Below are 24172 nucleotides of genomic sequence, written 5' to 3'. Positions count from 1 at the left end.
CGGTTCGTCCTTTCCGCTGCGTACGCAGCCGAGAGAGCGCTCTCTCGCGGGCCCGCCTTGTATCAAGCCCTGAAAAAATGTGTGGGATGTTTGTACCGCGCGAACCGGCCCCGGCGCTATCCCTTGATTTTTCGGACACGGCTCCCCCAAAACGCCGAACCGCCCCGGAGCGGGCAGGCTCCGGGGCGGTCCAGGGCTCGGATCAGGCGGTCTCTTCGAGATACCGCGCGTGGGCGGCGGCCAGGCGCCCGCCGACCTCCGCCGTGCTGACGAGCACGGACATGTTCGCCTTGGACGACCGGCCCTCGGTGGCCGCGTCCACGGCGCGCATCAGATACTTGGTGATCGCGTTGCCGCGCACGCCGTCCCGCTCGGCGGCGGCCATCGCACCGGCGATGGCCGCGTCCACCTCGGACGCGTCGATCGCGTCCTCCTCCCGCACCGGCGTGGTGATCAGGAACGAACTGTTGTTGCCGAGCGCCCAGTGGTTCTCCACCGCCCGCGCGATCACCCGCTCGTCGTCCAGCCGCTGCGGGCTGCGGATGCCGCTGGAGACGCAGTAGAACGCGGGGAAGTCGTCCGACCGGTACGACACCACCGGCACGCAGTGGGTCTCCAGATACTCCATCGTCAGGTTCAGGTCGAGGATGCTCTTGGCCCCGGCGCAGACGACGGCCACCTTCGACCGGGTGAACTGGATCAGGTCGGAGGAGACGTCCATGGTCTTCTCCGCGCCCCGGTGCACGCCGCCGATGCCGGCCGACGAGAAGAACGGGATGCCGGCCAGTTCGGCCGCCACCACCGAGCTGGCCACCGTCAGCGCGCCGAGCCCGCCCTGGGCCAGGATCACCGGCAGGTCCCGGCTGCTGACCTTGGGGATGCCGGGCGTCGAGGCGAACCGCTCGACGTCCTCGTCCGTCATCCCGACCTTGATCTGGCCGCCCTCGACGCAGATCGTGGCCGGGATCGCGCCGCCCGCCCGGACCGCGTCCTCGACCTTCCGCGCGGTCGCGGCGTTGTCCGGATAGGGCAGGCCGTGGGTGATGACGTTCGACTCCAGCGCCACCACCGGCCGCCTCTCGGCGAGTGCGTCCGCGACCTCCTCGCTGTAAACCAGCGGGACGCGCCCATGCTCCCGGGTCATCGTCGCCCCTCAGTTCGCGGCCGGGCCGTAGTTCGGCAGCTTGTTCAGCTTGTGCTTCTGGTTGAGGATCTCCGGGATGTAGACCTTCTCGTCCCACTGCTCCTTCGCGACCGGCTCCAGAATGATCGACACCGAGCCCTCCTCGCAGCCGAAGGCGCTCGTCATGGCCTTGGTCACCGCGGCGACCAGGTCGGAGTGCTGCTGCTCGGTAAGGGGGACCGGGAAGTGCTTGATGCTGACGTGCGGCATGATGATCTCCTTACAGTGCGTCCCGAGACGATCCCTGATGGCTGCGACCAGCTCGTCGATCTCCGGTTCCTTGAGCAGGCCGTAGTGATCGGCTTCCAGGTCGACGACGACCGGGGCCGTCGCCGAATAGCCGCTGCTGTTCTCCAGGAACGAGTAGTCGTCGCCCCTGGCCTTGAAGATGGTGATCGGTGCGTCGATCCTTCGCTGGGCCAGCTCACGGAAGGTGTAACTGAACTCGAAGGTCTCGCCCACCACCCGCATGATCCGGCGTACGAGGTCGATGTCCAGGTCGGGGAAGTTGCGGTGGATGAAGGCGGCGAAGCTCTCCTCGTCCACGGCCTCGGCCAGGCACCGTTCCAGCAGCGGCCCGGTGATCGTGCCGGCGAAGACCGAGAAGAGGATCGTCACGTACGCCTTGTTGCCGAAACCCGCCTCGCGCTCGTGCTCGGACGTGCCCGCCAGATGGACCTTCGGCGAGCCCGGTGCGATCAGGAAGAGGTGCTCCACCCGCTCACCGGCCTGCTCCAGCTGGTAGGCGGCCTCGAACGCGACGCGCGCGCCGAACGAGTATCCCCACAGCGTGTAGGGACCGGACGGCTGCAGCCGCCGGATCGCCTTGACGTCCTCGGCCGCCATCTCGCCGATGGTCGCGTACGGCACCTCCTCGGGGTTGATGCCGTACGCCTGGATTCCGTAGAAGGGCTGGGTGACGCCCATCCTGGCGGCCAGCGTGCGCAGGTTCATCGTGTAGCCACCGAGGCCCGGCCAGCAGTAGATGGGCTGGTCGGAGCCCTCCCGCTGCAGCGGCACGAGCCGGGAGCACGCCTCGGACTCGGTTCCGTCGAGCCGCCGGGCGAGCTTCTCGATGGTGGGGCACTCGAACAGCACCTGGAGGGGCAGCGAGCCGCAGAACTCCCGGTTGATCTTGTTGATCAGCCCGACGGCGATGAGCGAGTTGCCACCGGAGGCGAAGAAGTCGTCCTCCACCGAGACGGTCTCCCGCTTCATCGCCTTCTTCCACAGCTCGGCGATCCTGCGCTCGGTCATCGTCCGCGGCGCGACGTACGGCCGGTCGGCGTTGTCCACGTTCGTCGCGTCGGACTCGGCCAGCCCTCTGACGTCGATCTTCCCGTTCGCCGTGAACGGGAGCCGGTCCAGCACGACGACCTTGTTCGGGATCATGTAGTCCGGCAGGAAGTTGATCAGGTCGTCCCTGATCATCTCCGCCGGTCCCTTCATGTGGACCGAGTCCTCCTTCATCCCCTCGCTCAGCCGCTGCTCGTCGCTCACGCGGCCGCCGATGAAGAAGTAGGACGGGCCGGTGGGCCGGCCGTTGGAGCGGAGGATGCCGTCGATCCGGCGCGCCGAGGGCAGGTCGTCGCCGGACTTGGAGCTGTATCCGGACGACATGAACCCGATGTTGACGTCGTTCATCGACAGGTGCTGCAGCGTGCGTCCCAGGTCGATGTAGTGCAGCCAGTCCTCGGCGTTCCTGCTGATCACCGAGATCCCGAGGCTCGACCGGTCGTAGACCTGCTGGTTGATCGCGATGACGTGCTTCTTGAGGATGAGCTCGTCGGAGATCAGCCGCAGCCGCCCGTTCTCGTAGGCGTACTGGCCCGCCCGCAGGTCGGCGATCTTCCCGGGATGCGCCTGGACGTAGAGGTCGACCTCGTCCTGCCGCGGCCCCGCGTACGGGACCAGCTCGAACGTGCCGAGGTAGTAGTCCTCGGCGGCGCAGTCCAGGTGGTCCTTCGTGGCCGGCGCGTACTCCAGGGGCCTGATGTCCAGGCCGTAGTCGGGCAGCACCTCCTCGAACAGGCCGACCATGTGGCCGGTCTCGATCTCCAGGACCTCGCGGATGTTGTTCTTGTAGACCGGTTCTATCGCCCGCTTCTTGCCGACGAAGTGCAGCCTCACCCGAGGCTCCGCTCCCCCGGCGGCCGGACCGATCAGCACGAGCCGGTGCTCCACCGGGTGGTGGTAGTAGAAGCCCGGCCGGAGGTCGCCGATCCCGTTGATCTCCAGGTAGAGCTGCGTCGCGTACAACGCCCCCGGCGAGGCGTACGCGTACTTCGGCAGCAGGCGTTCCTCGCTGAGGTGCTGGCCGAGGTAGCGCAGGATCTCGCCGAGATCCTCCAGGCCGACGGTGTCGAGGCCGCGGGAGCGCGCGCCCTCGGCCTTCCTGTCCAGCAGCTTCAGGATGTCGCCCCGGCCGACCTCCCCGCCCTCGTAGAACCGGTAGGTCTTGCGGGCGAACGCCAGCCCGCGTTGCCGCGCGGTCGCCTGCTTACCGGGCAGGTCGATCACCGGCCTGCCGTCGAGCTCCGCGGCGTCCCGGACCCCGGCGTTGGACAGCTGCGCCTTGACCTGGAGCCGGCTGGCCTTGGACTGGTGGTGGGCGCCGTGGTTGCCCTGGTCCATCAGCGCCGCTTCCTTGGGATTCAGCTCCACGCAGGCGATCAGGTTCTGGAACCCGGTGCGCGGGTCGTCCTTGACGATGACCGCGGCGTGCTTGACCCACTCGTGGGTCTCGATGGCCAGCTTGATCTCGTCCAGCTCGACCCGGAACCCCCGCAGCTTGACCTGGTTGTCCGCGCGGCCGACGAACTGGACGGTGCCGTCGGCGTTCCAGTACGCGAGGTCACCGGTCTTGAACAGCCTCCCCTCGCCGAGCGGGTTGTCCACGAACCGCTCGGCGGTCAGCTCGGGCTTGTGCAGGTAGCCGCGGGCCACCTGGATGCCTCCGATGAACAGCTCGCCGATCTCGCCGACGGCCACAGGCGCCCCGGCCAGGTCGAGGATGTGGTAGTCGGTGTGGTCGACCGGCGCCCCGATCGAGATCGCGTTCGGGCCCTCGTCGACGGTCGCCGGGTCCACGGTGTACGCCGACGAGTTGATCGTGCACTCGGTGGGGCCGTACAGGTTGACCAGCGCGCACCCGGGCATGGTGTCGAAGAAGCTCGTCGCCAGCACCTTGGACAGGACCTCGCCGCCGGTGAAGACCTGCGTGAGCGAGGTGCAGCTCTGCAGCTCCTCGGTGTCCAGCAGCGCCGTCAGCAGCGTCGGAACGCACTGCAGCGTGGTGACGTCGTGCGTCCTGATGACGTCGATCAGCCGCTCGGCGTCCCGGTAGACCCCGGGCGGGCCCACGACGACCACGGAGCCGCAGACCGGCGCGAGGATCTCCCACTGCGCCGCGTCGAAGCTCATCGGCGTCTTCTGCACGATGACCTTGTCCTGGTCGATCCCGTAGCCGGCGTGCAGCCACCGCATCTGGCTGACGATGCTGCGGTGCTCGATCATCACGCCCTTCGGCTTGCCGGTGCTGCCGGAGGTGTAGATGACGTACGCGAGGTTGCCGGGACGCAGGCCCGGGTGGCGGTCGGAGTGCCGGTCGCCTACGGGCGAACCCGCGAAGCCTTCCGCGTCCTTCAGGGTGACGATCCGCGTCCCGGCGGGCGCCAGCTCGGTCAGCCTGTCCACGAGCTCGTCCTGGGTGACGACGACCCGCACGCCGGCGTCCTCGATCATGTAGCGGAGGCGCTCTTCCGGGTATTCGGGGGACAGCGGCAGGTAGGCGCCGCCGGCCCGCAGGATCCCCCATACGCCGACCATCAGGTCGATCGACGGCTCTACGAAGAGCCCCACACATTCGTCGAGGTCCACGCCGAGCTCCCGCAGGTGCCCGCCGAGGGCCGCGCCGCCCTCCGCGAGCTCGCGGAAGGTCAGCCGCCGCTCTCCGCAGACGACCGCCGTGGCATCGGGGCGCGACCGGGCCTGAGCGTCGAGCAGATCGGGAAGACAGGTGTCCTCGGGTGATTCCCGCCTCGCTTCAGCGACTGGAGTGGTGATCATTTCCTCCCCCTGCGATGGACGGACAAGGGTTTACTGGGAAGCCGTGGCCCTCGGACGCCGTCACCCGTTTCCCGCGCTCACCCGCGGGGGTGACCGGCCTGCGCCGCAGGCCGGTCGGGCCTACCGCCGGGCCGACGGGACGTGAAGCCTGTGGAGGCCACGTGAAACCCTGGGGTGGGTTCGTCCCGGGGCTGTCGCCGGTGGAGCAGGAAGAATCTGACCGGCGACGGTTGGAATCCCCTCCCCTCGGGGAGGGGAGACGTCAACGTGGGACGTCCGTACCGAAGTAGCGGTCGCCGAAGTCGCCGATGCCGGGGATCATGTAGGCGTTCTCGTTCAGCCGTTCCTCGATGGCCGAGGTCACGATCCGCAGGTTCGGGTGACGCGCGTGGACCGCGTCGATGCCCTCCGGCGCCGACAGCAGGGTGACGAAGACGATGTCGTCCTCCGCGACCCCGTGGGCGAGCAGCACCTCGATGGCGGCCAGCGCGGTCCCGCCGGTGGCCAGCATCGGGTCCAGCAGCAGCACGCTGTGCCGGTCGATGTCCGCGGGCAGCGCGGAGTAGTACAGCCGCGGCAGCTTCGTGACCTTGTCCCGCTGGATGAGGATCTTGCCGATCCGCACTCCCGGCGACATCACGCGCAGCTCGTGCTCCATGCTCTCCCCGGCGCGCAGGACGGACACCCCGCAGATCGGCCTGGCCGGCCGCAGGCCGTGGTAGGTGCGCCCCACCGGGGTCTGCACGTCGAGCGGCTCGAACGGCAGGAGATCCATGGCCGTCTCGATGAGCTGGCGGATGATCCGGCCCGACGTGGTGACGAAGCGCTCCAGGTCGGCGTTCCGGTCGCGGATGATCGTGTGCAGCGCCCGCAACTGCCTGGTCTGCGGCAGCAGATGCACGGTGTCGTTCGTGGTGCCGGCCGCCTGCGTCGCCGTGATGGTCATGCCTTCTCACCCGCCTCCAGCTGGGCGAAGGCCCTGCGGGCCTCCTGGACGAACTTGCGCACCTTCAGCCGGTCCTTGCGACGCGTCACCGGGTCCTCCAGGCCGGTGTGCGCGTCGACCGCGGCCGGGCGAACCTCGGCGATGGCGGCGGCGACGTTGTCCGGGTTCAGCCCGCCGGCGAGCATCAGCGGCTTGGGTGAGATCCGGACCAGTTCCGCGCTGATCGACCAGTCGTGCAGCAGTCCGGTGGCGCCCTTGGCACCGGTGGCCGGGTTGAAGGTGTCGGTGATGAACATGTCGACCCACTCGGCCGCCTCGTCCACGATCTTGGCCAGCTCGTCGAGGTTGTCCTGCTTGACCACGAGGCTCTTGAGCACGTACAGGTCGGGGGCGATGCGCCGCAGCTTCCGCAGTTCCTCGCCCGTCACGTCGCCGTGCAGCTGGATCGCGGTGACGCCCAGCTCCTCGCAGAAGGTCTTGATCTCCTCGGCGTCGGTCAGGTAGGTGATCACGACGCCCCTGTGCTCCGGCTGGATCTCCTTGACGATCGCCGCGGCCTCCTCCTCGGACAGGTCCTCGTTCTTCGCCGGCAGCCGCAAGGCGAAGCCGAGCCAGTCCGCGCCTTCCTCGCGGATCAGGTCCGCCTCGGCCTGGTCGATGACACCGGCTACCTGAATCAGTCCCTGCATGTTGACCCGCCTTTCGAACCGGCCTGAGCGGCCTCGGTCGGAAACGAATTGCAATCGGCCACGAACGATGGCATTGAGCAGCCCGCGAAAGTTCGGCCTGTCGAGATGGAATTCGCAACGGCGCGAATACTCCGGCCTGCGAGGCGTATTCAGAATTCGCGGCGACGGGCTTTTCCCACAACCCCTAGCAGCCCCACAGCATGTCAGGACGATCCGTGACACCTTTGGACTTTTCGGGTGCCCCGGGGCCGAACGCGGAAGAGACGGCCGGCAACCCCTTACAACCCCTATCGTTTGACGGCCCGCCCCGAGTCGCGTGCGACTCTCGTTGACCCGACGGGAAACGCGGAACTAGCCTCCGTTTCGGAGTGCCCCGACGAGCACGCGCGAGAAACGGTGGTGAGAATGCACCACAAGCAAGCGCTTTCCCCAGATCGTTCGCCGGCGCGGTTCCCGGGCACCGGGCGCCGCGATCACCGGATCTCGCGCCCGTCCACGCTGCCCGGGTGCCGCCACCGGCCCGCGCACCTCGAACCCGGACGGCCTCCCGTCTGGCCAATCGCTTAGCACTAAGGTAATGTCTCTTAGTGCTAAGCGAACTTGCCTGCCACTGATCCACGGCCGCCGGGGCCGATCGGCACGACAGCTCGACCCAACCGACGCACGACGTTCGTTCACGCCTGCCCGGACCGGGCCCACGCGCACAGGAGGAACCAGATGACAGTCATCGAGTCCGTCTCCGCCGGGACCGACAGGCCAGATCGCGTCCCCCTCAAGAACTGGATCGCGGTGATCGCCGTCGCGCTGGGGACCTTCCTGGTGGTGACCGTCGAGAACCTGCCCATGGGCCTGCTCACGGCCATCGGCGACGGCCTGCACGTCACCGACGGCGAGGTCGGCCTGATGGTGACCGTGTCCGGCCTGGTCGCCGCCGTCACCGCGCCGCTGCTCCCCGTGGCGATCCGCGGGCTGGACCGGCGGGTGGTCCTGCTCGGCCTGATCCTGCTGGCGCTGGTGGCCAACGTCGTGTCCGCGGTGACCCCCACGTACGCCGTGCTGATGGTGGCCCGGCTGTTCGTGGGCGTCAGCATCGGCGGCTTCTGGTCGCTCGCCGCGGGCCTCGGTGTCCGGCTGGTGCCCGAGTCGCATGTCGCCAAGGCCACCTCGTTGATCTTCTTCGGTGCCATGGCCGCCAACGTCCTCGGTGTCCCCGCCGGCACGCTCGTCGGCGAACTCACCGGCTGGCGCATCGCGTTCGGCGCGGTCGCCGCAGTCGCGCTCCTGCTGGTGATCGCGCTGTCCGTGCTGCTGCCGAAGATGCCGGCGACCGAGCCCGTCCGGCTGCGCACGCTGGGCGAGCAGCTGCGCACGCCCGCCGTCCGGATCGGTGTCGTCGCCACCTTCCTGCTGGTGTCCGGGCACTACGGCGCCTTCACGTTCGTCAGCCCGATCCTGCAGGACATCTCCGGGGTCGGCCCGGCGTTCGTCGGCCCGCTGCTGCTGGCGTACGGCGTGGCCGGGATGGTCGGCAACCTCATCGCCGGCTCGTGGGCGGGCCGCAACGTCCGCGGCACGATCGTCGTGGTCAGCGTCGCGCTCGCGGTCATCCTGGCGGCGTTCCCGTTCCTCGGCGGCAACGCGGTCACCGGGTCGATCCTGCTGATCGCGTGGGGTTTCGCGTTCGGCGGCCTGCCGGTGAGCGTGCAGACCTGGATCATCAAGGCGGCGCCGCAGGGCATCGAGGCCGCCACCGGGCTGAACACCTGCATGTTCAACCTGGCGATCGCGCTGGGAGCGCTGTTCGCCAGCCTCATCGTCGGGGCGGTCGCGGTGACCGGTGTGCTGTGGGTCGCGGCGGGGCTCGTGATCCTGACGTCGCTGGTGGTGTCCGCCGCCAAGCGGGTCTAGTCGCCCAGCGACATCAGCAGTTGCCTGAGGGTCTCGGCCAGGTTCTCCCGCTGGGCGGGGGTGAGCCCGGCGAGCAGGCGCCGTTCGGTGTCCACGTGGTCGGGCAGCGCCCGGTCGATGAGCTCGCGACCGGCGTCGGTCAGATCGACGTGGACACCACGGCCGTCGACGTCGCTGGGCGTCCGCGTCACCAGGCCCCGCGCCTCCAGCCGGTCGAGGCGCTGGGTGACCGCCCCTGAGGTGATCATGGCGGAGCGCATCAGCTCGGCCGGGGCCTGCCGGCCGCCGCGGCGGAGGGTGGCCAGGACGTCGAACGACGAGGGGTCCAGGTCGTGTGCGGCGAAGGTGCGGCGCAGCTCGTTGTTGACGAGCTGCGTCAGCCGCGACAGCCGGCCGAAGACCGCCATCGGGGACACGTCCAGGTCAGGGCGGGCATCGGCCCACTGCTGCAGGACGTGGTCCACATGATCCGGCACACGGCAAGGGTACCGCCCGCGGCACCCCCACAAATCGAGAGGAAGTAGCGGCATGCGCATCACAGTGTTCGGGGCGACCGGGAACGTGGGCAGGCGCGTCGTCGCCGAGGCCGTGTCCCGCGGACACGAGGTGACCGGCGTGGCCCGCAATCCGGTACGGCTCGCCGGACTGCCCGGCGAGGCACGGGCCCGGGTCGGCGACGCGACCGACGTGAACGACGTCGTCGCGCTGACCGCCGGGCAGGACCTGGTGATCACCGCGACCTGCCCGGCGCCCGGCGACGAGGGCCAACTGGTCACGGTCGCCACCACACTGCTCGCGGCGTGCGCCAAGACCGGCGTACGCCTGCTGCTCGTCGGCGGTGCGGGCAGCCTGACCGTCGAGGGCGGCGGCCGCCTGATGGACCGGGCGGGCTATCCGTCCTTCCTGCTGCCGATCGCGGCGGCGTGCGTCGAGCAGCTGGCGGCCTGCCGGGCCAACACCATCGTGGACTGGGCCTACCTGAGCCCGGCCGACCTGCTCGTCCCCGGCGAGCGGACCGGCGTGTACCGGGTGGGCGGCGACGAGCTGGTGGTCGACGCCGACGGCGAGTCCCGGATCTCGATGGAGGACCTCGCGGTGGCGTTGCTCGACGAAGCCGAACAACCGCGCCACCACCGGACCCGTTTCACCGTCGCGTACTGACTTCTGGCAGACCACGGCTCAGCCGGGCGTACGGAAATCGATGAAGAGTGAAAAAACGCCCGTCTTCGAGATCACTTCGTGATTCGCAGGCGGCAGGATTTCCATCCCGTGCCGCGAATCAGGGAGCGATATGAAGCGCCTCAATGTGCTTGCCGTTCTGTTCGGTGTGCTCGCCGCGCTGTTCACCGGCGCCGGCGCCGCTCATGCCGCTTCATCCGCCGACCCGGTCCACGCTCTCCGGCAGCAGTTCGCGGCGGGGCGAGGGGTTCTGGTTTCCGAGACGGCCCGGACGAGCATTTCGGAAGACAAGCAGACCTATATCCGCCGGACCACCGGCAGGATCGGGTTCGGAAAGTCCGGAGTAGTCGGCTACGACCTCACCTCCCGGGGGGTGATCACCCCCGGTCTCCGGGCCGCCCTGCCCCCTGAAGAGCTGGAAGCCATGCGCACTCCCCTTCGCGCGGTCAACGTCGGCCGCTATACCTACGTCCAGGGTTTCCACTGGGGTCCGATGCCGGAAGGCAAGACCTGGGTCACGTTCGGCGAGGACAACCCGTCCTGGCAGGACTACGGCCAGCGCGGCGACCAGCTCGTCGACGTCCTCAGCCCGGCGAGGCTCAAGTTCGTGATCTCGAAGGCCTCTTCCCTCCGCTCCGGTGAGTATCGCGGCACCCTGAAGACGCAGAACCTGTACAGCGAGCAGGGTCCTTACAATCCGTACAAGTACACGGTTTCGTTCAGGTTGTTCGTGGACAAGGCCGGGTTGCCCGTCCGCCTGGTCACGCGGTACTCCTCGAAGGAATATGACTACACCCGCGACGGCGAATGGGTCCGGAGGATTCAGAGGAACGTGGTGGACACCCGATACCGATGGCACGCGAACGTGAAGATCACGGCGCCGCCGGCATCCGCCATCGTGGACTTCAACGACCTGCCGGCGAACCGGCAGCCGAACTTCGGAATCCCACTGGTTATTCACCCGGATGACAGGGTCGCCGCCGAATAGGCCCTCCCGGAGGGGGCCCATGCCGTGGAACGATTCGCGGAGACCTCCCCCATCGTGAAAGGTCGTGGGATGCGGGCTACCACGGATGCCGACGTACGCCGGGTGTTCGACCGGCTGGCGGACCGGTATGACAGCCAGATGCAGGCCTGGGAGCGCCGCCTGTTTCCGGGCAGCCGGGAGTGGGCCGTCGGGCAGGCGCGCGGTCACGTGGTGGAGCTGGCGGTCGGCACGGGGCTCAACCTCCCGCTGTACGGCGCCGGCACCACGGTCGTCGGGATCGAGTTGTCCGAGCGCATGCTGGAACTGGCGCGGCGGCGGGTGGCGGAGGCCGGCCTCGGCGAGCGGGTCGAGCTGCGGCAGGGCGACGTGCAGCGCCTGGACCTGCCCGACGGCGTCGCCGACACGGTGCTGTCCACGTTCACGATGTGCACCATCCCGGATCCGCTGGCCGCCGCGCGCGAGGCCTACCGCGTGCTCAGGCCGGGCGGGCGGTTCGTGCTCGCCGAGCACGGACCGTCGAGCAACCCGGTCATCCGGGCCGGGATGCGGCTGCTGGAACCGCTGTCGGTGCGGTTCGAGGCCGACTATCTCACCCGCGATCCCCGGCCCTACCTGGAGCAGGCCGGTTTCGCGATCGAGTCGGTGACGCGGACGGCCCGCGGAATCAGCTTCCGGGTGCTGGCCGTCCGGCCCTGACCCGATCGAGACCGTCGTGGCCGTCGTCAGCGTCACGGTTCCCCGTGTCGTCCTTCCGCACGGGCCGGTGGACGGTGAGATCGCCGTACGGGCGCAGGAGCGTGGCCAGGTCGCCGGGTTTGTCACGCAGGGTGGCGTCGAGGAAGGCCATGGTGGCCGCCGTGGTGACGGTCAGGCCCCCGGTGCGGCCCAGGGAGCCGACAACGGACGGCACCGGCGGCATGTAGAGCGGCGCGTCGGCGAAGGTGAGGTGCGCCGCGCCGGGGACCGTGATCCGGTAGCTCTCCGACGTGCTCAGCGAGAGGATCCGGGTGAGACGAGGGATGTACGACGGGTTGTCGGCCGGGTCGACGGGATGGGTGAGCGCGAGCACCGGCTGATGGTAGGACCCGGGCGCGGGGTCGTACGGGTAGCCGTCCAGGTCGATCACCGCCGCGAACCGGGAGTCCTGGCGGGCGGCCCGCAGGGCGGCGCCTCCGCCCATGGAGTGCCCGGTCGCCGCCGCCCGCGCGGTGTCGAGCCGTCCGGTCAGCGGGCCGCGGATCTCGCCCCTGTCGAGGCGGCCGAGCTGGGTGAGGACGAAGCTGAGATCGGCGGCCCTGACCGCCGTCCAGCCGGTCGCGAGCCGTCTGTCCTCCTCGTCGTCGCCGGTGGCCACGACCCGCGTGCGGATCGTCCGTCCATCGTCGAGCACGACGGCGGCGGAGTCGTACGGGTGGTCGAGGGCCGCGACGACGTAGCCGCGGCCGGCCAGTTCCTCCGCCCACGCGGTGTTCTGGGTGCGCACGCCTCCCAGCCCGGGAGAGAACAGCACGATCGGGAACCGCCCGGCCGCCGCGGGCGCGTCGTACACGGCGCCGGTGCGGGCACGGACCGCGTCGTCGAGCAGGAAGGCGGGCACGCCGATGTAGCCGGTCAGGCCGTCGGCGACCGTGCGCGCCTCCCGCTCTGTGCGGCCGAGATACCGGGCACGGGGACCGGCCGTGCCCTTGGGGGCGGGGTACCACAACTGGACCACGACCGTGCGGTGGTCGCCGGGCTCATCGGTGGCGGGCTCCGGGCGAGAGACGTCGGTCCACTGCATCACGGCCGTGCCCACCGCGTACGGACCGGACGGCCCGGGGAACACGGGCACGGGCACTGCCCAGGCAGCGGTCGCGCTCGCGCAAACCAGGCCGATGCAGACCACGACTCCCGGCAGGGCGAGCCACCGTCTCACCCGCCGCGCCGGGCGTCCGGCGAGCACTGGCACGGCGAACGCGAGCGCGACCAGGACGCCGGCGAGCGCGGGCGCCATCTGCCAGCGCAATCCGCGCACGGTCAGCACGATCCCGGACACGGCGACGACCGCCGCCGCGGCGAGCGCGACCGGCCGCCGGGCTCGGGGCGGGCACCACCGCGACGACAGCAGGCCGACGACGCCCAGCAGAAGCAGGATCTCCAGGGGTGACATGCCGATCCCCCCGATGGTCTCGATCACGCGACCAATCGTTGATCACGCAGGCCGCTCGCGCGTCCTCCTGGAGTCCCCGCTTTCGTGCGACCGCAGTCGCATCATCGTGCCGACGGTGATCCCGGAGTCTGATCACCAAAGGCCCGGAAGCGGCCCGGCGAACCTGAGTGGACACTCCACTAATCGAGCCAGAGCACGATGCCGGTCATGCCGTTGAGCACGGCCGCGGCACCCGCCCGGACCGCACGCCCGGCGCGCTCGGGGGTGAAGCTGGCGGGATCGTACGCCGAGGACATGCCGAGCCCCTCGCCGCGGAACGACGCACCGGTCCAGTCGGCGGCGGTGACGTTCTCCGTGGGCTCGGCCAGCTCCGCGCCGACCACGAGGAACTGCTGGTCGAGGTGGTTGGGGGTGACCAGGGCCAGGGGGTCGACGAGGGCGTCGCCGGCGCTGACGATGAGGTCGGGCCTCATGTCGATCGCCCTGCTGATGGTCGGCACGAACTGGTCCGGCCGCGTGGCCGTGAGGGTCCTGAGGCTGACGCGCTCCTCCTCGGCCCACGCCGTCACCGCGCTCACCAGCGTCGTGGTCTGGCGGTCCTCCCCCGCGGTGAGCAGCACCACGCGGTAGCCCTCCGGCGGACGGACCCCGTTCCAGGAGCCGGGCCGGGGCGTGATCGTCGCCTCCGGGGCGGGTGACGCGGCCGGGAAGAAGCCCGGGCCGGGGGTGCCGACGGCGGTGGGCTTCGCATGCGGCCGGGACCAGTCGTCGCCGGAGCCGCATCCGCCGGCCAGCAGGGCGGTCGCGACTGCCGCGGCCAGTGTGCAGGCAGGCAGAAGCCGAGAGCGCATGGGGATCGTCCTTCGGGGGCGGTGGGAAGTGCGCCTATTTCCTACCGCATGATTTGCGGCCTCCGACGCCGCGGCCGCCTCCGCCGGGCGTGGTTCCTCGACGGTTCTCGTCCGAGATACCGCTCGTTCATCTCAATCGAGCAGATTTCGTACGGCAAAGCCGAAAAGGAGTCATATGTCCCCCGCCGCTCGGCGTCGTGTCTGTGCTGTCATCGCCGCCGCAGCCGTGGCCGTCCTGTTCAGTGCCCTCTCCGCTCCGCTCGGCGCCCCGCCCGCCCTCGCTCACGGGTTCACCTCGACGGTTTACGTCAACCTCGACTCGCCCCAGGCCGGGCACGTCCGCACCGAGCTCCAGCTGGAGTACGACCTGCTCGTCGTCTCCGCCGCCGACTACGAGAAGGACGACCCGCTCTTCAGAGCGGGCACCGCGGCGTTCGAGGCCGGTGACTCGGGTCAGCAGGCCGCCGCTCTCGACGCCCACGCCGGCTCGGTCGTCGCGTACGTCAGCGAACGCTTCGGCGTCACCGCCGGGGGCGAGGCGTGCGCCCCGGTCAGGGACGGCGGCTTCACGATCGGGCGACGCGAGGGCGTCCCGTACGCGCGGCTGACCCTCGACTACCGGTGCCCGGGGTCCGCCGAAGCGCACGAGGTGCGCAGCGCGCTGTTCGCCGGCTCCGAGGGGTACGTGCGCGACAGCAAGACGATCGTCACCTACGATCTCGACCTGAAGTCCGGAAGCACCGCCCTCGACGCTCAGCATCGGTCGTTCTCCACGCACCAGTCCTGGTTCGAGCGGTTCTGGGAGTTCTTCCGGCTCGGAGCCGAGCACCTGCTCGGCGGGCTCGACCACATCCTGTTCCTGCTGGCGCTCATCGCGGGGTCACGCCGCCTGCGCGAGATCGTGCTGGCGGCGACGACCTTCACACTGGCCCACTCGGTGACCTTCGTCCTCGCCGCCCTCGGCCTCGTGGAGGCGCCCGCGTCGTTCGTCGAGCCCGTCATCGCCCTCTCGATCGCGGTCGTCGCGGGCTGGCATCTGTGGCGCGTCTGGCGACACCGGTCGCACGCCGCAGATCTGGAGACGGCCGGTCACGGCCGCCTCGGCCTGGACGGCACGGGCTGGACGCGGCTCGCGGTGGTCTTCTGCTTCGGCCTCGTGCACGGTCTCGGCTTCGCCGCGGCACTGGGCATCGATCAGGCCTGGTCGTGGACGCTCTTGTGGTCGCTGCTCGTCTTCAACGTGGGCATCGAGGTCGTCCAGCTGACGGTTATCGTCGCCGTCTTCCCGCTGCTCGCCCTGCTGCGTCACCGGCGGCCGATCGTGGGGCTGTGGACGACCGGGGCGATCGCGGCGGGTGTGTCCGCGATGGGCCTGGTGTGGTTCGTGCAGAGAATTCCCGGAATCTGAGATCACCTCACAACTTCCGGCAAGCGCAACGGCCCGCCTGCTCCACGTTCATCTCCGCGCCATCGAGTCCCGAAATCGTGCAAACCGCTCCAATACCCCCAAATGGATGGAAAGCAATGAAGCTCGACAAGGGGACTCAGGGCCCCGGGCTCGTCCTGCGCCGGGTGGCCATGAGCGCCACCGCGGCAGCCCTCAGCGCCGGCGCCGTGTTCGGCGGCGGCCTGGCCACCGCGGCCCACGCCGACAGCGCGACGCTCACCGGCGTCGTCCTCGGGGTGGGCGCCGACGAGACGCAGCGCGTCCTGTCGTGGTACTCCTCGGCCGGCACCGCGCAGGTGGTCCAGGTCGCGCCGGCGTCCGAGGTCGTCGACGGCCGGTTCCCCGCGAACGCCGTCACCTTCCCCGCCACGGTCACCGCGAACGTCGTCAACGGCGGCTACAACGCGCACGCCACGATCGACAGCCTGAAGCAGAACACCGCCTACTCCTACCGGGTCGGAGCCGAGGGCGACTGGTCCCCGACGTACTCCTTCACGACCCAGGACTTCAACGGCGACAATCTCGACTTCCTGTTCTTCGGCGACCCGCAGATCGGCTCGTCCGGCAACGTGGCGAAGGACGGCGCCGGGTGGGAGGACACCCTGAACGTCGCCCTCGCCGCCAACCCGAAGGCCGAGCTGCTGGTCTCCGGCGGCGACCAGGTCGAGTCCGCCAACACCGAGACGCAGTGGAACGCGTTCCTCGCGTCCGACAAGCTGCGCCAGTACCCCTGGGCCGCCACCATCGGCAACCACGACGTCGGCGGCAAGGCGTACGAGCAGCACTTCTGGACGCCGAACACCGACCGCTCCGCGCCGTACTACAACGGCAGCGCGACGACCCGGTCGGGCGGCGACTACTGGTTCACGTACAAGAACATCCTGTTCATCGACATCAACAGCAACGCGTACGCCAGCGGCTCCGACGCCGCGCACATCGCCTACATCACCGATGTCGTCAACAAGCACGGCGCCGGCGCCAAGCACACGGTGCTCATCTACCACCACGCGATCTACTCGCCGGCCAGCCACGCGAACGACGCCGACAACAAGGTGCGCCGCCAGGACTTCCCGACGGCCTTCTCGAAGCTCGGCGTCGACCTGGTCCTGCAGGGTCACGACCACAGCTACTCCCGCAGCTACGTGATCAAGAACGGGCAGAAGGCGGACAAGGACGAGCAGCCCGGCGCCACCGAGGTGTCCAAGGGCCCGGGCGGCGTCATCTACGTGACGGCGAACTCGGCGTCGGGTTCGAAGTACTACGACCTCACCGCTCCGGACACGACCAAGGACCCGAACTACGGTCCCGACCCGCTGAACCCCAAGAGCCACTGGGCCAACTCGGTCGAGAACCAGGAGCACGTCCGTACGTACGTGCGGGTCCAGGTGCGCGGGAACAAGCTCGTCGTCGAGAACATCCGCAGCGGCACCTGCGCCGCCCCCAACGCCGCGGTGGAGCTGGGCCAGGAGTCCTGGTGCGGCCCGGACAGCGGCGCGAGCGCCGCTCAGCCGGTCGGCTCCACCGTCGACAAGGTCGTGATCCACACGAACGAAGGCAAGGCCGGCGAGGACAAGCAGGCCGCGGCCGAGTCCGACTGGCTCCAGTAGACGACCGAGGGCGAGTGGGGCCCTCACGATCAGCCGATCCGGCCCCACTCCCCGAGACCACCCGAGGATCATGCAGATGCACCCGCCGAGACCGCGTACGACAACCGCAGCAGGCTCCCTCGCCCGGGCCGTCGTCGTGGCGCTGCTCGCCGCGTTCGGCCTGTTGGGAGCGGGAACGGGCCCCGCCGCGGCGGCGGACGGCGAGGTCTCCTGGACGGTCGCGACGGCCTCCGGCGACTTCGGGTCCGACCGGCGGAACTACAGCTACACACTGGATCCGGGCGGGCGGATCGAGGACGGTCTCGTGGTCGCCAACCACGGCACGACGCCGCTCCACCTCAGCGTGTACGCCGCGGACGCGTTCACCACCCGGCAGGGCCGGCTCGACCTGCTCGGCCAGGACGCGACGTCGACCGGGGTGGGTGCATGGGTCCACCCGGACCGGCCCGACGTGACGGTCCGGCCCGGAGAGTCGGCCGAGGTCCCGTTCACGGTCACGCTTCCGGACGACGCCGCGCCCGGCGAGTACATGGGCGGCATCGTCGCCGCACCGGCCCCGACCGGCGCGGCGGACGGGCGGCGTCGCGGCATCCGGATCCGCCTGCGCGTGGGCGGAGAACTGAAGCCGAGCCTGTCGGTGGAGGACCTGCGGGTGCGCTATTCCGGCACGCCCAATCCGCTCGGGACGGGCGACGCCACCGTCACCTACACGATCCGCAACGGCGGCGACAGCGTTCTCACCGCTCGTCAGGCGGTGTCCCTGTCCGGACCCTTCGGGCACTGGGGCGCCCGCGCGGGACGCATCGACGACTCGCCCCGGCTGCTCCCCGGCGACACCTGGAAGGTCTCCGTACCGGTGCACGGAGTGACTCCCGCGCTGAGACTGACGGGGACGGTCACGCTCGTCCCGCTGCTCACCGACGCGGCGGGCTCGGTCGCCCCGCTCGCCGTCGTGGAGAGCACCGCGCACGCGTGGACCCTCCCCTGGGCGCTGTTGCTTGTCCTCGTCGTCCTCTGCGGGCTCTTCGTCGCGGCTCTCGCCTCACGGCGCCGCCGGAAGACCACGCTCCGCCGCGGGGTCGCGAAGGGGCATGGCCGTCGTCTTCGGTGACAGGCCGGTGTGTTCGGCGGCGAAGGCCAGGATGTCCGCGGTCAGGGCACGTTCCTTGCTCGCGGGCGAGGCGGCGTGGGCGGTGTCGGGTTCCCGGCGCATGAGGATCGGCCGGTCGCCGGCGGTGGCGTGCTGGAGGGCCGCGCACATTTTGGTGACATGGGCCTCTCCGGTCTGCAGATCGGTCACCGCGCCGGTGAAGAGGAAGGCGGGATAGAGGGTTCCGGGCGTGACGTTGTGGTAGGGGGAGCACGACAGGAGCCATTGGAGTTGTTCGGGCTGGGAGGCGCTGCCGAATTCGTCGGTCCATGTGCATCCCAGGCCGAATCGTTCGTAGCGCACCATGTCACACAGCGGGCCTTCGGCGACGACCGCGGCGTACAGGTCCGGTCGCCGGACGGCGGCGGCCGTGACCAGTAGACCGCCCGCTGATTGGCCGTATATCGCCAGTTGGTCGCGGGTGGTCGCGCCGGTCTCGATGAGCCACGCCGCGGCGTCGTTGAAGTCGCTGATCGCGCGGTGTTTGTGTGGTCCCCGGCCCGCGTCGTGCCAGCGTTGGCCCTCTTCGCCGCCTCCGCGTACGCAGGCGACCGCGTAGGTGCCGCCGGCGCCGACCCATGCGGCCGCCAGGGGGAAGAACCAGGGGCGCATCGGCATGCCGAAGCTGCCGTAGCCGTACAGGAGGGTGGGGCGCGGCCCCTGGTGGTCCTCGTCCGGAGTGAACAGGAACAGCGTGATCTCCGTGCCGTCGCCGGCGCGATAGCGGACGGCGCGGCTGCGGATCTCCGGAGTGTGGCCCGCCGTCGCGGCGCCGGCTTCCTGCTCCGTCGTGCCGAGCACCGCGTCGTAGCGGTAGATGGTGGGAGGTGTGGTCGCGTCGCAGTAGCTGAACCACGCCTGGTGCCCGTGCGGGACGCTCGTCCGCAGGGAGGACACGACGCCCGCGCCGGGAAGGGGCAGCGCGGTGAGCGGCCGGCCGTCGGCCAGGTCGTGCAGTGTCAGGGCGGAGGTGCCATGACGGGCGCGTGCCACCAGCAGGACAGGCCGCGCAAGCGCCGGGCCGTCCAGGACCACGCACTCGTCCAGGGGAGCCGCAGGATCTTCGGCTACCAGCGTGCGCCAGGCGGCCGGGCCGGCGTCGTACCGGTCCGCCACGCAGACGCGGCCGCATGGAGCCTGGTGGTCGGTGACGAGCAGCAGGGTGCCGTCCGCGAGGAAGCGGGGGAGGACGCGGGCGCCGACGGCCGCCCCGTCCACGACCTTGACGAAGCGCGGAGCTTCCGGATCGACGAGTTCCGCCACGTACACGTCGTTCCGCGCGGCGGGCCCGACCACGGCGGTGACGGCGAGATGACGACCGTCCGCACCGACCGTGAGCCCGTAATAGTGGTCCGGGGCGTCCTCCCCGCCGAACACCACCGTGTCGGCCTGCCAGGGCGCGCCGATCCGGTGCAGCCGCACCCGCCGGTGCAGCCGCATGTCGCCCGGGGCCAGTTCCTCGTCGGGGACCCGGCTGACGTAGTAGAACGCGGCCCCTCCCGGCAGCCAGGCGAGCGAGGTGTTGCGGGCACGCGGCAACGGTCCGTCCACCACCTCGCCGGTGCGCACGTCGAGCACCGTGATGTCGCTGCCGGGCTGCTCGGCGACCTCCATCTGGACGGCCACGCGTTCGCCCTCGCGGGACGGCCACCAGGCGTAGATCCCAGTGTGGCCGGACGGATCGACGTCCACCGGATCGACCAGCACCCGCCTGTCGCCCTCGGCGTCGACGACGAGCAGGCGCCGCTGCTCGTCCCCGCGGAGTTGCTCGGCGAGGAACATGAGCGAGCCCCGCACCATCGGGGGCTCCGACACGCCGAAGGAGGACACCTGGTCCACCGAAGACGCCCAGGATTCCTTCTCACGCCATTGCTCGCGGTGGGCCAGGAAGAGACGATCCTGGGCCGCGCCCCAGTCCCGCACGCGCGCGTCATCGCCGTCTTCCAACCACCGATAAGGATCGGACACCCGGAATCCGAACAGATCCTCCACCACATCGCTGCGCCAAGCGGCAGGGTAGAACAATCGCGCCATTGAATTCCCCCCGCCTCTATCAGGTCCCCGTAACAGGTCGAGGCACTGCGGCCCGCATGCGCCGCAGTACCTCGATTCACTCGGCTACGACTCGCCGCGGAGAATGTCCGCCTGCCAGCCGCGTACGCCGCCGATGCGGGCAGCGGGAGTGGAATCGCGATACGGCAGGTATCCAGTCATGTCAGCCTCCTGGATCCGTTCGACTCGCCCGGTTTAGGCGATTACGACGGCAACCGTCCCCGCGCCTGGGATCGATAAACGCAGGCCCCGCCTCTCGGGCCTCAGACCACTGCGAAGCGAAGAGCCGTCAATCATCCTCCCGCTAAATTCCCCGAAAGAAACGACGCCATACGGAAATGCGAGTGGAGATCAATATCACACGAAGGCAATTCGGAACCTTTTGAGATAGATCCCAGGGCCGGCGGCAGAAGGACGCGACCGGATCACCACCACCCGGCGTCACGAACCGCGATCCCCTGTCGAAGCCCCGGGCGGGCAGGTGAAAAGCTGTATGGGTCCATCCGCCGGCGGAACGGGGCCATCACCATGGGGGATATCGGTGCGGGGAGCCATCGCGGCGGGACGGAAGACCTCGACCAGGCGGCGGCAACCTTCGAGAGCGTGCGGCCACGCCTGTTCGGAATCGCGTACCGGATCCTGAGCAGTTCCACCGAAGCGGAAGACCTGTTACAGGACGTCTGGCTGCGCTGGCAGGCTTACGACCGCAGCACCGTGACCGACCCGGGGGCGTTCCTGGCGACGGTGACCACGCGCCTCGCCATCAACGCGCTCCAGTCCGCGCGGGTCCGCCGCGAGACGTACGTCGGCCCGTGGCTTCCCGAACCCGTCGACACCAGTAGTGACCCTCACCTCGGCGCCGAGCGAGGCGAAGCCCTCGGCTTCGCGGTCCTGCTCCTGCTGGAGAAGCTCTCGCCCACCGAACGCGCGGCCTACGTGCTGCGAGAAGCGTTCGACTATCCCTATCGGCAGATCGCCGAGATCATCGAGGCGAGTGAGGTCGCGGTGCGGCAACTCGTCAGCAGGGCACGCAAACGCATCGTCTCCGAGCGCCGAGCACCGGTGAAGCGAGCCGACCAGCGCAGGCTGCTCACCGCCTTCGTCGCCGCCGCCCGCTCCGGCGACCTTGCCGCGTTGGAGGAGCTCCTCGCCGCGGACGTCATCAGTTACTCCGACGGCGGCGGTGCCGTACGGGCCTCGCGCATCCCCGTGATCGGCGCGTTCCGGGTCGCGAAGTACATCAGAGCGTTCGCGGACCGGTTCTGGGCCGGGGTCGAGGTGGAATGGGCCGACGTGAACGGGCAGGCGGCCGCTTTGCTGCGCCACGACGGCGAGCTGTTCACGGTCCTCACCGTCAACGCCTCCGACGAGGGCATCGACCAGGTGCTGTGGATGATGAACCCCGCCAAGATCGCCGCACTGTCCGCCGCGAGCTGACCCGCCGCGCGCCGGGTAGCGGCCGATGGGCATGAGGCCGGATCCTTCTTTCCTCAGGCGGGGAACTCGACCCGGGCCAGTCGCTCGGAGACGGTCCACAGCCGGGCCGCATCGCGCTCGACCCGGACCGATTTGTAGAGGGGCAACTCCGTCGGCCGACCGGTGAACTGGCCGATGCCGTCGGGGCCGTAGAAACGGCCGCCCCGCGCCTGTGGACTGGTGGCCGCGTACAGGGCCGGCTGCAGCCCGGCGTCGACCGTCTGTACGAACAGACCCCACCGGAGGAGCCGCTTCATGATCCTCTCGTAGGGCGCGGAGCGGGTGCGGCCCAGGTTCGGGCCGGACGCGTAGAGATTGGTCAGGGTCGTGCCGGGATGCGCGATGGTGCTGACGACGCCCCACCCGCCGGCCTTGCTGCGCCGGTCCAGTTCGAGCCCGAAGAGAAGGTTGGCCAGCTTCGACTGACCGTACGAGCGGATCGGCGAGTACTTCCGTTCACTCTGCAGGTCGTCCCAGTCGACAGCGGCGGAGCGGGCGGCGCTGCTGGACATCGTGGTGACTCGCGCCCCTCTGAGACGCAGCAGCGGCAGGAGTCGTGCCACCAGCGCCACGTGGCCGACGTGGTTGGTGCCGAACTGCAACTCCAGGCCGTCCACGGTGGTCTGCCGGGTGGCGGGGGCCATCACGCCCGCATTGTTGATCAGGATGTCGATCGGGCGGGCCTCGCGTCGAAGGGTGGCGGCGAGCGCCGCGATCGATTCCAGCGAGGCCAGGTCGAGCTCACGAGTGGAGACGGTGGCCTCCGGCACAGCCGCGTGGATCTTCTGGACGGCGGCGGCGCCCTTGGCGGGATTGCGGACCGGCAGCACGACCTCGGCCCCGGCCCGGGCCAGGCGTATGGCCAAGCCGAGACCGAGCCCGTCACTGCCGCCCGTCACCACGGCCACCCTGCCGGTCAAATCGGGCACGCTCACGGCATCCACAGCAAACCTCCTGGTCGACAGAGAGTTCCGGTCTGCCGACAAGACAGGACAGGGCCCCCATCTGTGACGCGCGCGAGCCGCGGCGGTGACGCCGACCCTGGGCTATTCCACCAGCGCGCCGAAGACGTAGGTCCCGGGAGCGTTCGGGTTGTCGCCCGCCCAGAACTCCGTCCAGAGGGTGCGGAACTCGTCGCGGGTGAGGTGGCCGTCACCGTCCAGGTCCAGGCGCGGGAAGATCTCGTCGGTCGCCGCCGGCGTCCCGTTCCACGTCTCGACGAGCACGCCGTACTCGGAACGGGAGATGAGGCCGTCCCCGTTGAGGTCGACGGCCTCGAACATCGCGTCGGCGGTGGCGGAGACGGCGTCCGCCCTGTCGCCGAGGCCTTCGACGACGAGGAGCACCTCGTCGAGGGTGACGGCGTTGTCGCCGTCGGGGCCGGAGGCGGCACGGAGCACCGGCCACCAGCCGGTCATGACGGAGGCGAGTCGCTCCGGATCGACGGATCCGGCGACGGCCGTCCAGCGGCGGGCGAGCGCCTGGAAGTCGGCCTCGGTCAGCCGGCCGTCTCCGTCCACGTCCATCGCCCGGAAGACTCCGCTGACCTTTTTCCGCTGGAACTCACTGGCCACATCCGCCTCCGCTGTTCGGGGAGACTCCATGTTGCCTAGGCGTCACTTTTGGTGACCATACACAATAGGTGACTAATCCGTTACAGCAATGGCGCCCGCAGTCGCTCAGCGTGGCGACGTTGTTCGCCGGCACCCGGCCCAGGAAGCGGTGCGCCCAGGACGGTGCGGTGACCGTCGGGTTGAGCGCGATCGAGTCGCGGATGGTGGTGCCGGTGTAGCCGTAGCCCGCCACACCGCCGTCGTTGCGGCTGTCCGCGATGACGGCGCCCGTGGAGAAGACCCGCTCCGTTCAGCTGCCTGTATCTGGCTCAGGAGATGCTTGCCGTGGCGAGGGTGTTGCGGCGTTCCTGGAGATGGGCCCATCCCATGAGGCCGAACAGAACGGCGAGGAGGACGGCGGAGGAGCCGGCGGTTCCGAGGTCGAGACCCCCCATGGTGGTCGGCTTGGTGAGGAGATCACCTGCGGTGGCGCCGAAGGGTCGGGTCAGGACGAAGGCGAGCCAGAACAGCAGCACGTTGGGCACGACAGGGACGTACTTCAGGGCGAGGAGCAGCGCCAGCAGGGCGGGACGAGCACACGCCTCCGCCGTAGCCGAGACCTGAGCTGTCGGAGTGCCGCAGCGTGAATGTGGAAGCCAGTGCGCCAGGCGGTCCTCGCAGGTTTTCCACATACCTCACATAACATCCTTCTCTTGGATAAATACACAGAGTGCCTATTCATATACAAGGAGTTGTGATGACATAGTGCCCGATCCGCCTAGCCCTGTGCCAGGGCGCGCTAGGGCGCGTATCGGGTTGTGATCAAGGGGTGGTCCGGGTGAGGTCTTTGATCCAGATCATCGCAGCGCGGAGGTGGAGGCCGGCGAGGTAGCTCGCAGGAGTCTTGTCGTAGCGGGTGGCGATTC

Annotated in this window: 20 protein-coding genes; 9 read left to right on the top strand and 11 right to left on the bottom strand. The window is 69.6% G+C overall.

Annotation, left to right across the window (positions count from 1 at the left end):
- Positions 1-202: 202 nt before the first annotated feature.
- From FH610_RS35950 to FH610_RS35935, 4 genes are all read right to left on the bottom strand, one after another.
- Positions 203-1144, bottom strand: a complete 942-nt coding sequence (locus FH610_RS35950; protein WP_139579703.1) for a pseudouridine-5'-phosphate glycosidase — start codon at positions 1142-1144, stop codon at positions 203-205.
- Positions 1145-1153: 9 nt separating this feature from the next.
- Positions 1154-5251, bottom strand: coding sequence for an amino acid adenylation domain-containing protein (locus FH610_RS35945; RefSeq protein ID WP_139579702.1), 4098 nt, complete (start codon positions 5249-5251; stop codon positions 1154-1156).
- 262 nt (positions 5252-5513) lie between these two features.
- Positions 5514-6197 carry a uracil phosphoribosyltransferase gene (gene upp / locus FH610_RS35940; protein WP_139579701.1) on the bottom strand — a complete coding sequence of 228 codons (684 nt, stop codon included), beginning with the start codon at positions 6195-6197 and terminating at the stop codon, positions 5514-5516.
- On the bottom strand, positions 6194-6886 hold the full coding sequence (locus FH610_RS35935; RefSeq protein WP_139579700.1) for a phosphoribosylanthranilate isomerase: 693 nt from the start codon (positions 6884-6886) through the stop codon (positions 6194-6196). The genes upp and FH610_RS35935 overlap by 4 nt, the downstream gene beginning before the upstream one ends.
- 717 nt (positions 6887-7603) lie before the next feature.
- On the opposite strand from FH610_RS35935, the gene FH610_RS35930 reads away from it, so the two are divergent.
- A complete protein-coding gene (locus FH610_RS35930) occupies positions 7604-8794 on the top strand; it encodes an MFS transporter (protein ID WP_139579699.1) in 1191 nt (396 codons plus the stop codon).
- On the opposite strand, the gene FH610_RS35925 is transcribed toward FH610_RS35930, so the two are convergent.
- Positions 8791-9270 carry a MarR family winged helix-turn-helix transcriptional regulator gene (locus tag FH610_RS35925; protein ID WP_139579698.1) on the bottom strand — a complete coding sequence of 160 codons (480 nt, stop codon included), beginning with the start codon at positions 9268-9270 and terminating at the stop codon, positions 8791-8793. The two genes, FH610_RS35930 and FH610_RS35925, sit on opposite strands and share 4 nt — an antisense overlap.
- A gap of 52 nt (positions 9271-9322) precedes the next feature.
- Here FH610_RS35925 and FH610_RS35920 point away from each other — a divergent pair, with 52 nt between their 5' ends.
- The 3 genes from FH610_RS35920 to FH610_RS35910 all read left to right on the top strand — a co-directional run bounded on the left by FH610_RS35920 (position 9323) and on the right by FH610_RS35910 (position 11657).
- On the top strand, positions 9323-9955 hold the full coding sequence (locus tag FH610_RS35920) for an NAD(P)-dependent oxidoreductase (RefSeq protein WP_139579697.1): 633 nt from the start codon (positions 9323-9325) through the stop codon (positions 9953-9955).
- A 130-nt stretch (positions 9956-10085) separates the two neighbouring features.
- Positions 10086-10961 (top strand): hypothetical protein, encoded by an 876-nt coding sequence (locus FH610_RS35915; protein ID WP_139579696.1) that lies wholly within the window; start codon positions 10086-10088, stop codon positions 10959-10961.
- Positions 10962-11030: 69 nt separating this feature from the next.
- A complete protein-coding gene (locus FH610_RS35910) occupies positions 11031-11657 on the top strand; it encodes a class I SAM-dependent methyltransferase (protein ID WP_139579695.1) in 627 nt (208 codons plus the stop codon).
- Here the strand turns inward: FH610_RS35910 and FH610_RS35905 are convergent.
- Together FH610_RS35905 and FH610_RS35900 are read right to left on the bottom strand one after the other, a co-directional pair.
- Positions 11626-13137, bottom strand: a complete 1512-nt coding sequence (locus FH610_RS35905; RefSeq protein WP_205826321.1) for an alpha/beta hydrolase family protein — start codon at positions 13135-13137, stop codon at positions 11626-11628. The genes FH610_RS35910 and FH610_RS35905 overlap by 32 nt on opposite strands.
- Before the next feature lie 152 nt (positions 13138-13289).
- On the bottom strand, positions 13290-13961 hold the full coding sequence (locus FH610_RS35900) for a type 1 periplasmic-binding domain-containing protein (RefSeq protein ID WP_205826320.1): 672 nt from the start codon (positions 13959-13961) through the stop codon (positions 13290-13292).
- Between the two features lie 175 nt (positions 13962-14136).
- Here FH610_RS35900 and FH610_RS35895 point away from each other — a divergent pair, with 175 nt between their 5' ends.
- The 3 genes from FH610_RS35895 to FH610_RS35885 all read left to right on the top strand — a co-directional run bounded on the left by FH610_RS35895 (position 14137) and on the right by FH610_RS35885 (position 18126).
- The gene (locus tag FH610_RS35895) at positions 14137-15369 is read left to right on the top strand and encodes a HupE/UreJ family protein (protein ID WP_139579694.1); all 1233 of its coding nucleotides are present in this window, start codon (positions 14137-14139) and stop codon (positions 15367-15369) included.
- Positions 15370-15485: 116 nt separating this feature from the next.
- The gene (locus FH610_RS35890; protein ID WP_139579693.1) at positions 15486-17015 is read left to right on the top strand and encodes a purple acid phosphatase family protein; all 1530 of its coding nucleotides are present in this window, start codon (positions 15486-15488) and stop codon (positions 17013-17015) included.
- Positions 17016-17091: 76 nt separating this feature from the next.
- Complete coding sequence (locus FH610_RS35885) at positions 17092-18126, top strand: WxL protein peptidoglycan domain-containing protein (RefSeq protein ID WP_161628161.1); 1035 nt, start codon at positions 17092-17094, stop codon at positions 18124-18126.
- On the opposite strand, the gene FH610_RS35880 is transcribed toward FH610_RS35885, so the two are convergent.
- The gene (locus FH610_RS35880; protein ID WP_139579691.1) at positions 18058-20199 is read right to left on the bottom strand and encodes a prolyl oligopeptidase family serine peptidase; all 2142 of its coding nucleotides are present in this window, start codon (positions 20197-20199) and stop codon (positions 18058-18060) included. The two genes, FH610_RS35885 and FH610_RS35880, sit on opposite strands and share 69 nt — an antisense overlap.
- A 546-nt stretch (positions 20200-20745) precedes the next feature.
- Between FH610_RS35880 and FH610_RS35875 the strand changes: the two genes are divergently transcribed.
- Positions 20746-21654 (top strand): RNA polymerase sigma-70 factor, encoded by a 909-nt coding sequence (locus FH610_RS35875; RefSeq protein WP_139579690.1) that lies wholly within the window; start codon positions 20746-20748, stop codon positions 21652-21654.
- A 53-nt stretch (positions 21655-21707) separates the two neighbouring features.
- Here FH610_RS35875 and FH610_RS35870 read toward each other — a convergent pair whose 3' ends face one another.
- Both FH610_RS35870 and FH610_RS35865 read right to left on the bottom strand, forming a co-directional pair.
- Positions 21708-22637 carry an SDR family oxidoreductase gene (locus tag FH610_RS35870; protein ID WP_139579689.1) on the bottom strand — a complete coding sequence of 310 codons (930 nt, stop codon included), beginning with the start codon at positions 22635-22637 and terminating at the stop codon, positions 21708-21710.
- Between the two features lie 102 nt (positions 22638-22739).
- The gene (locus FH610_RS35865; protein WP_205826319.1) at positions 22740-23267 is read right to left on the bottom strand and encodes an EF-hand domain-containing protein; all 528 of its coding nucleotides are present in this window, start codon (positions 23265-23267) and stop codon (positions 22740-22742) included.
- A 68-nt stretch (positions 23268-23335) separates the two neighbouring features.
- Between FH610_RS35865 and FH610_RS43080 the strand changes: the two genes are divergently transcribed.
- On the top strand, positions 23336-23485 hold the full coding sequence (locus tag FH610_RS43080; protein ID WP_161628159.1) for a hypothetical protein: 150 nt from the start codon (positions 23336-23338) through the stop codon (positions 23483-23485).
- 90 nt (positions 23486-23575) lie between these two features.
- On the opposite strand, the gene FH610_RS35860 is transcribed toward FH610_RS43080, so the two are convergent.
- Positions 23576-23938 carry a COG4705 family protein gene (locus FH610_RS35860; protein WP_205826318.1) on the bottom strand — a complete coding sequence of 121 codons (363 nt, stop codon included), beginning with the start codon at positions 23936-23938 and terminating at the stop codon, positions 23576-23578.
- Between the last annotated feature and the right edge of the window lie 234 nt (positions 23939-24172).

Source organism: Microbispora catharanthi, assembly GCF_006334915.2.
GTDB classification, from domain to species: Bacteria; Actinomycetota; Actinomycetes; order Streptosporangiales; family Streptosporangiaceae; genus Microbispora; species Microbispora catharanthi.
This window is presented reverse-complemented; position numbering and strand designations above follow the sequence as displayed.

Coding starts and splice junctions, on each gene's coding strand:
- FH610_RS35945 (WP_139579702.1), bottom strand. CDS start 5,251: ATGATCACCACTCCAGTCGCTGAAGCGAGGCGGGAATCACCCGAGGAC.
- FH610_RS35885 (WP_161628161.1), top strand. CDS start 17,092: ATGCACCCGCCGAGACCGCGTACGACAACCGCAGCAGGCTCCCTCGCC.
- FH610_RS35910 (WP_139579695.1), top strand. CDS start 11,031: ATGCGGGCTACCACGGATGCCGACGTACGCCGGGTGTTCGACCGGCTG.
- upp (WP_139579701.1), bottom strand. CDS start 6,197: ATGACCATCACGGCGACGCAGGCGGCCGGCACCACGAACGACACCGTG.
- FH610_RS35895 (WP_139579694.1), top strand. CDS start 14,137: ATGTCCCCCGCCGCTCGGCGTCGTGTCTGTGCTGTCATCGCCGCCGCA.
- FH610_RS35880 (WP_139579691.1), bottom strand. CDS start 20,199: ATGGCGCGATTGTTCTACCCTGCCGCTTGGCGCAGCGATGTGGTGGAG.
- FH610_RS35950 (WP_139579703.1), bottom strand. CDS start 1,144: ATGACCCGGGAGCATGGGCGCGTCCCGCTGGTTTACAGCGAGGAGGTC.
- FH610_RS35915 (WP_139579696.1), top strand. CDS start 10,086: ATGAAGCGCCTCAATGTGCTTGCCGTTCTGTTCGGTGTGCTCGCCGCG.
- FH610_RS35930 (WP_139579699.1), top strand. CDS start 7,604: ATGACAGTCATCGAGTCCGTCTCCGCCGGGACCGACAGGCCAGATCGC.
- FH610_RS35890 (WP_139579693.1), top strand. CDS start 15,486: ATGAAGCTCGACAAGGGGACTCAGGGCCCCGGGCTCGTCCTGCGCCGG.
- FH610_RS35900 (WP_205826320.1), bottom strand. CDS start 13,961: ATGCGCTCTCGGCTTCTGCCTGCCTGCACACTGGCCGCGGCAGTCGCG.
- FH610_RS35875 (WP_139579690.1), top strand. CDS start 20,746: ATGGGGGATATCGGTGCGGGGAGCCATCGCGGCGGGACGGAAGACCTC.
- FH610_RS35935 (WP_139579700.1), bottom strand. CDS start 6,886: ATGCAGGGACTGATTCAGGTAGCCGGTGTCATCGACCAGGCCGAGGCG.
- FH610_RS35860 (WP_205826318.1), bottom strand. CDS start 23,938: ATGTGGAAAACCTGCGAGGACCGCCTGGCGCACTGGCTTCCACATTCA.
- FH610_RS35920 (WP_139579697.1), top strand. CDS start 9,323: ATGCGCATCACAGTGTTCGGGGCGACCGGGAACGTGGGCAGGCGCGTC.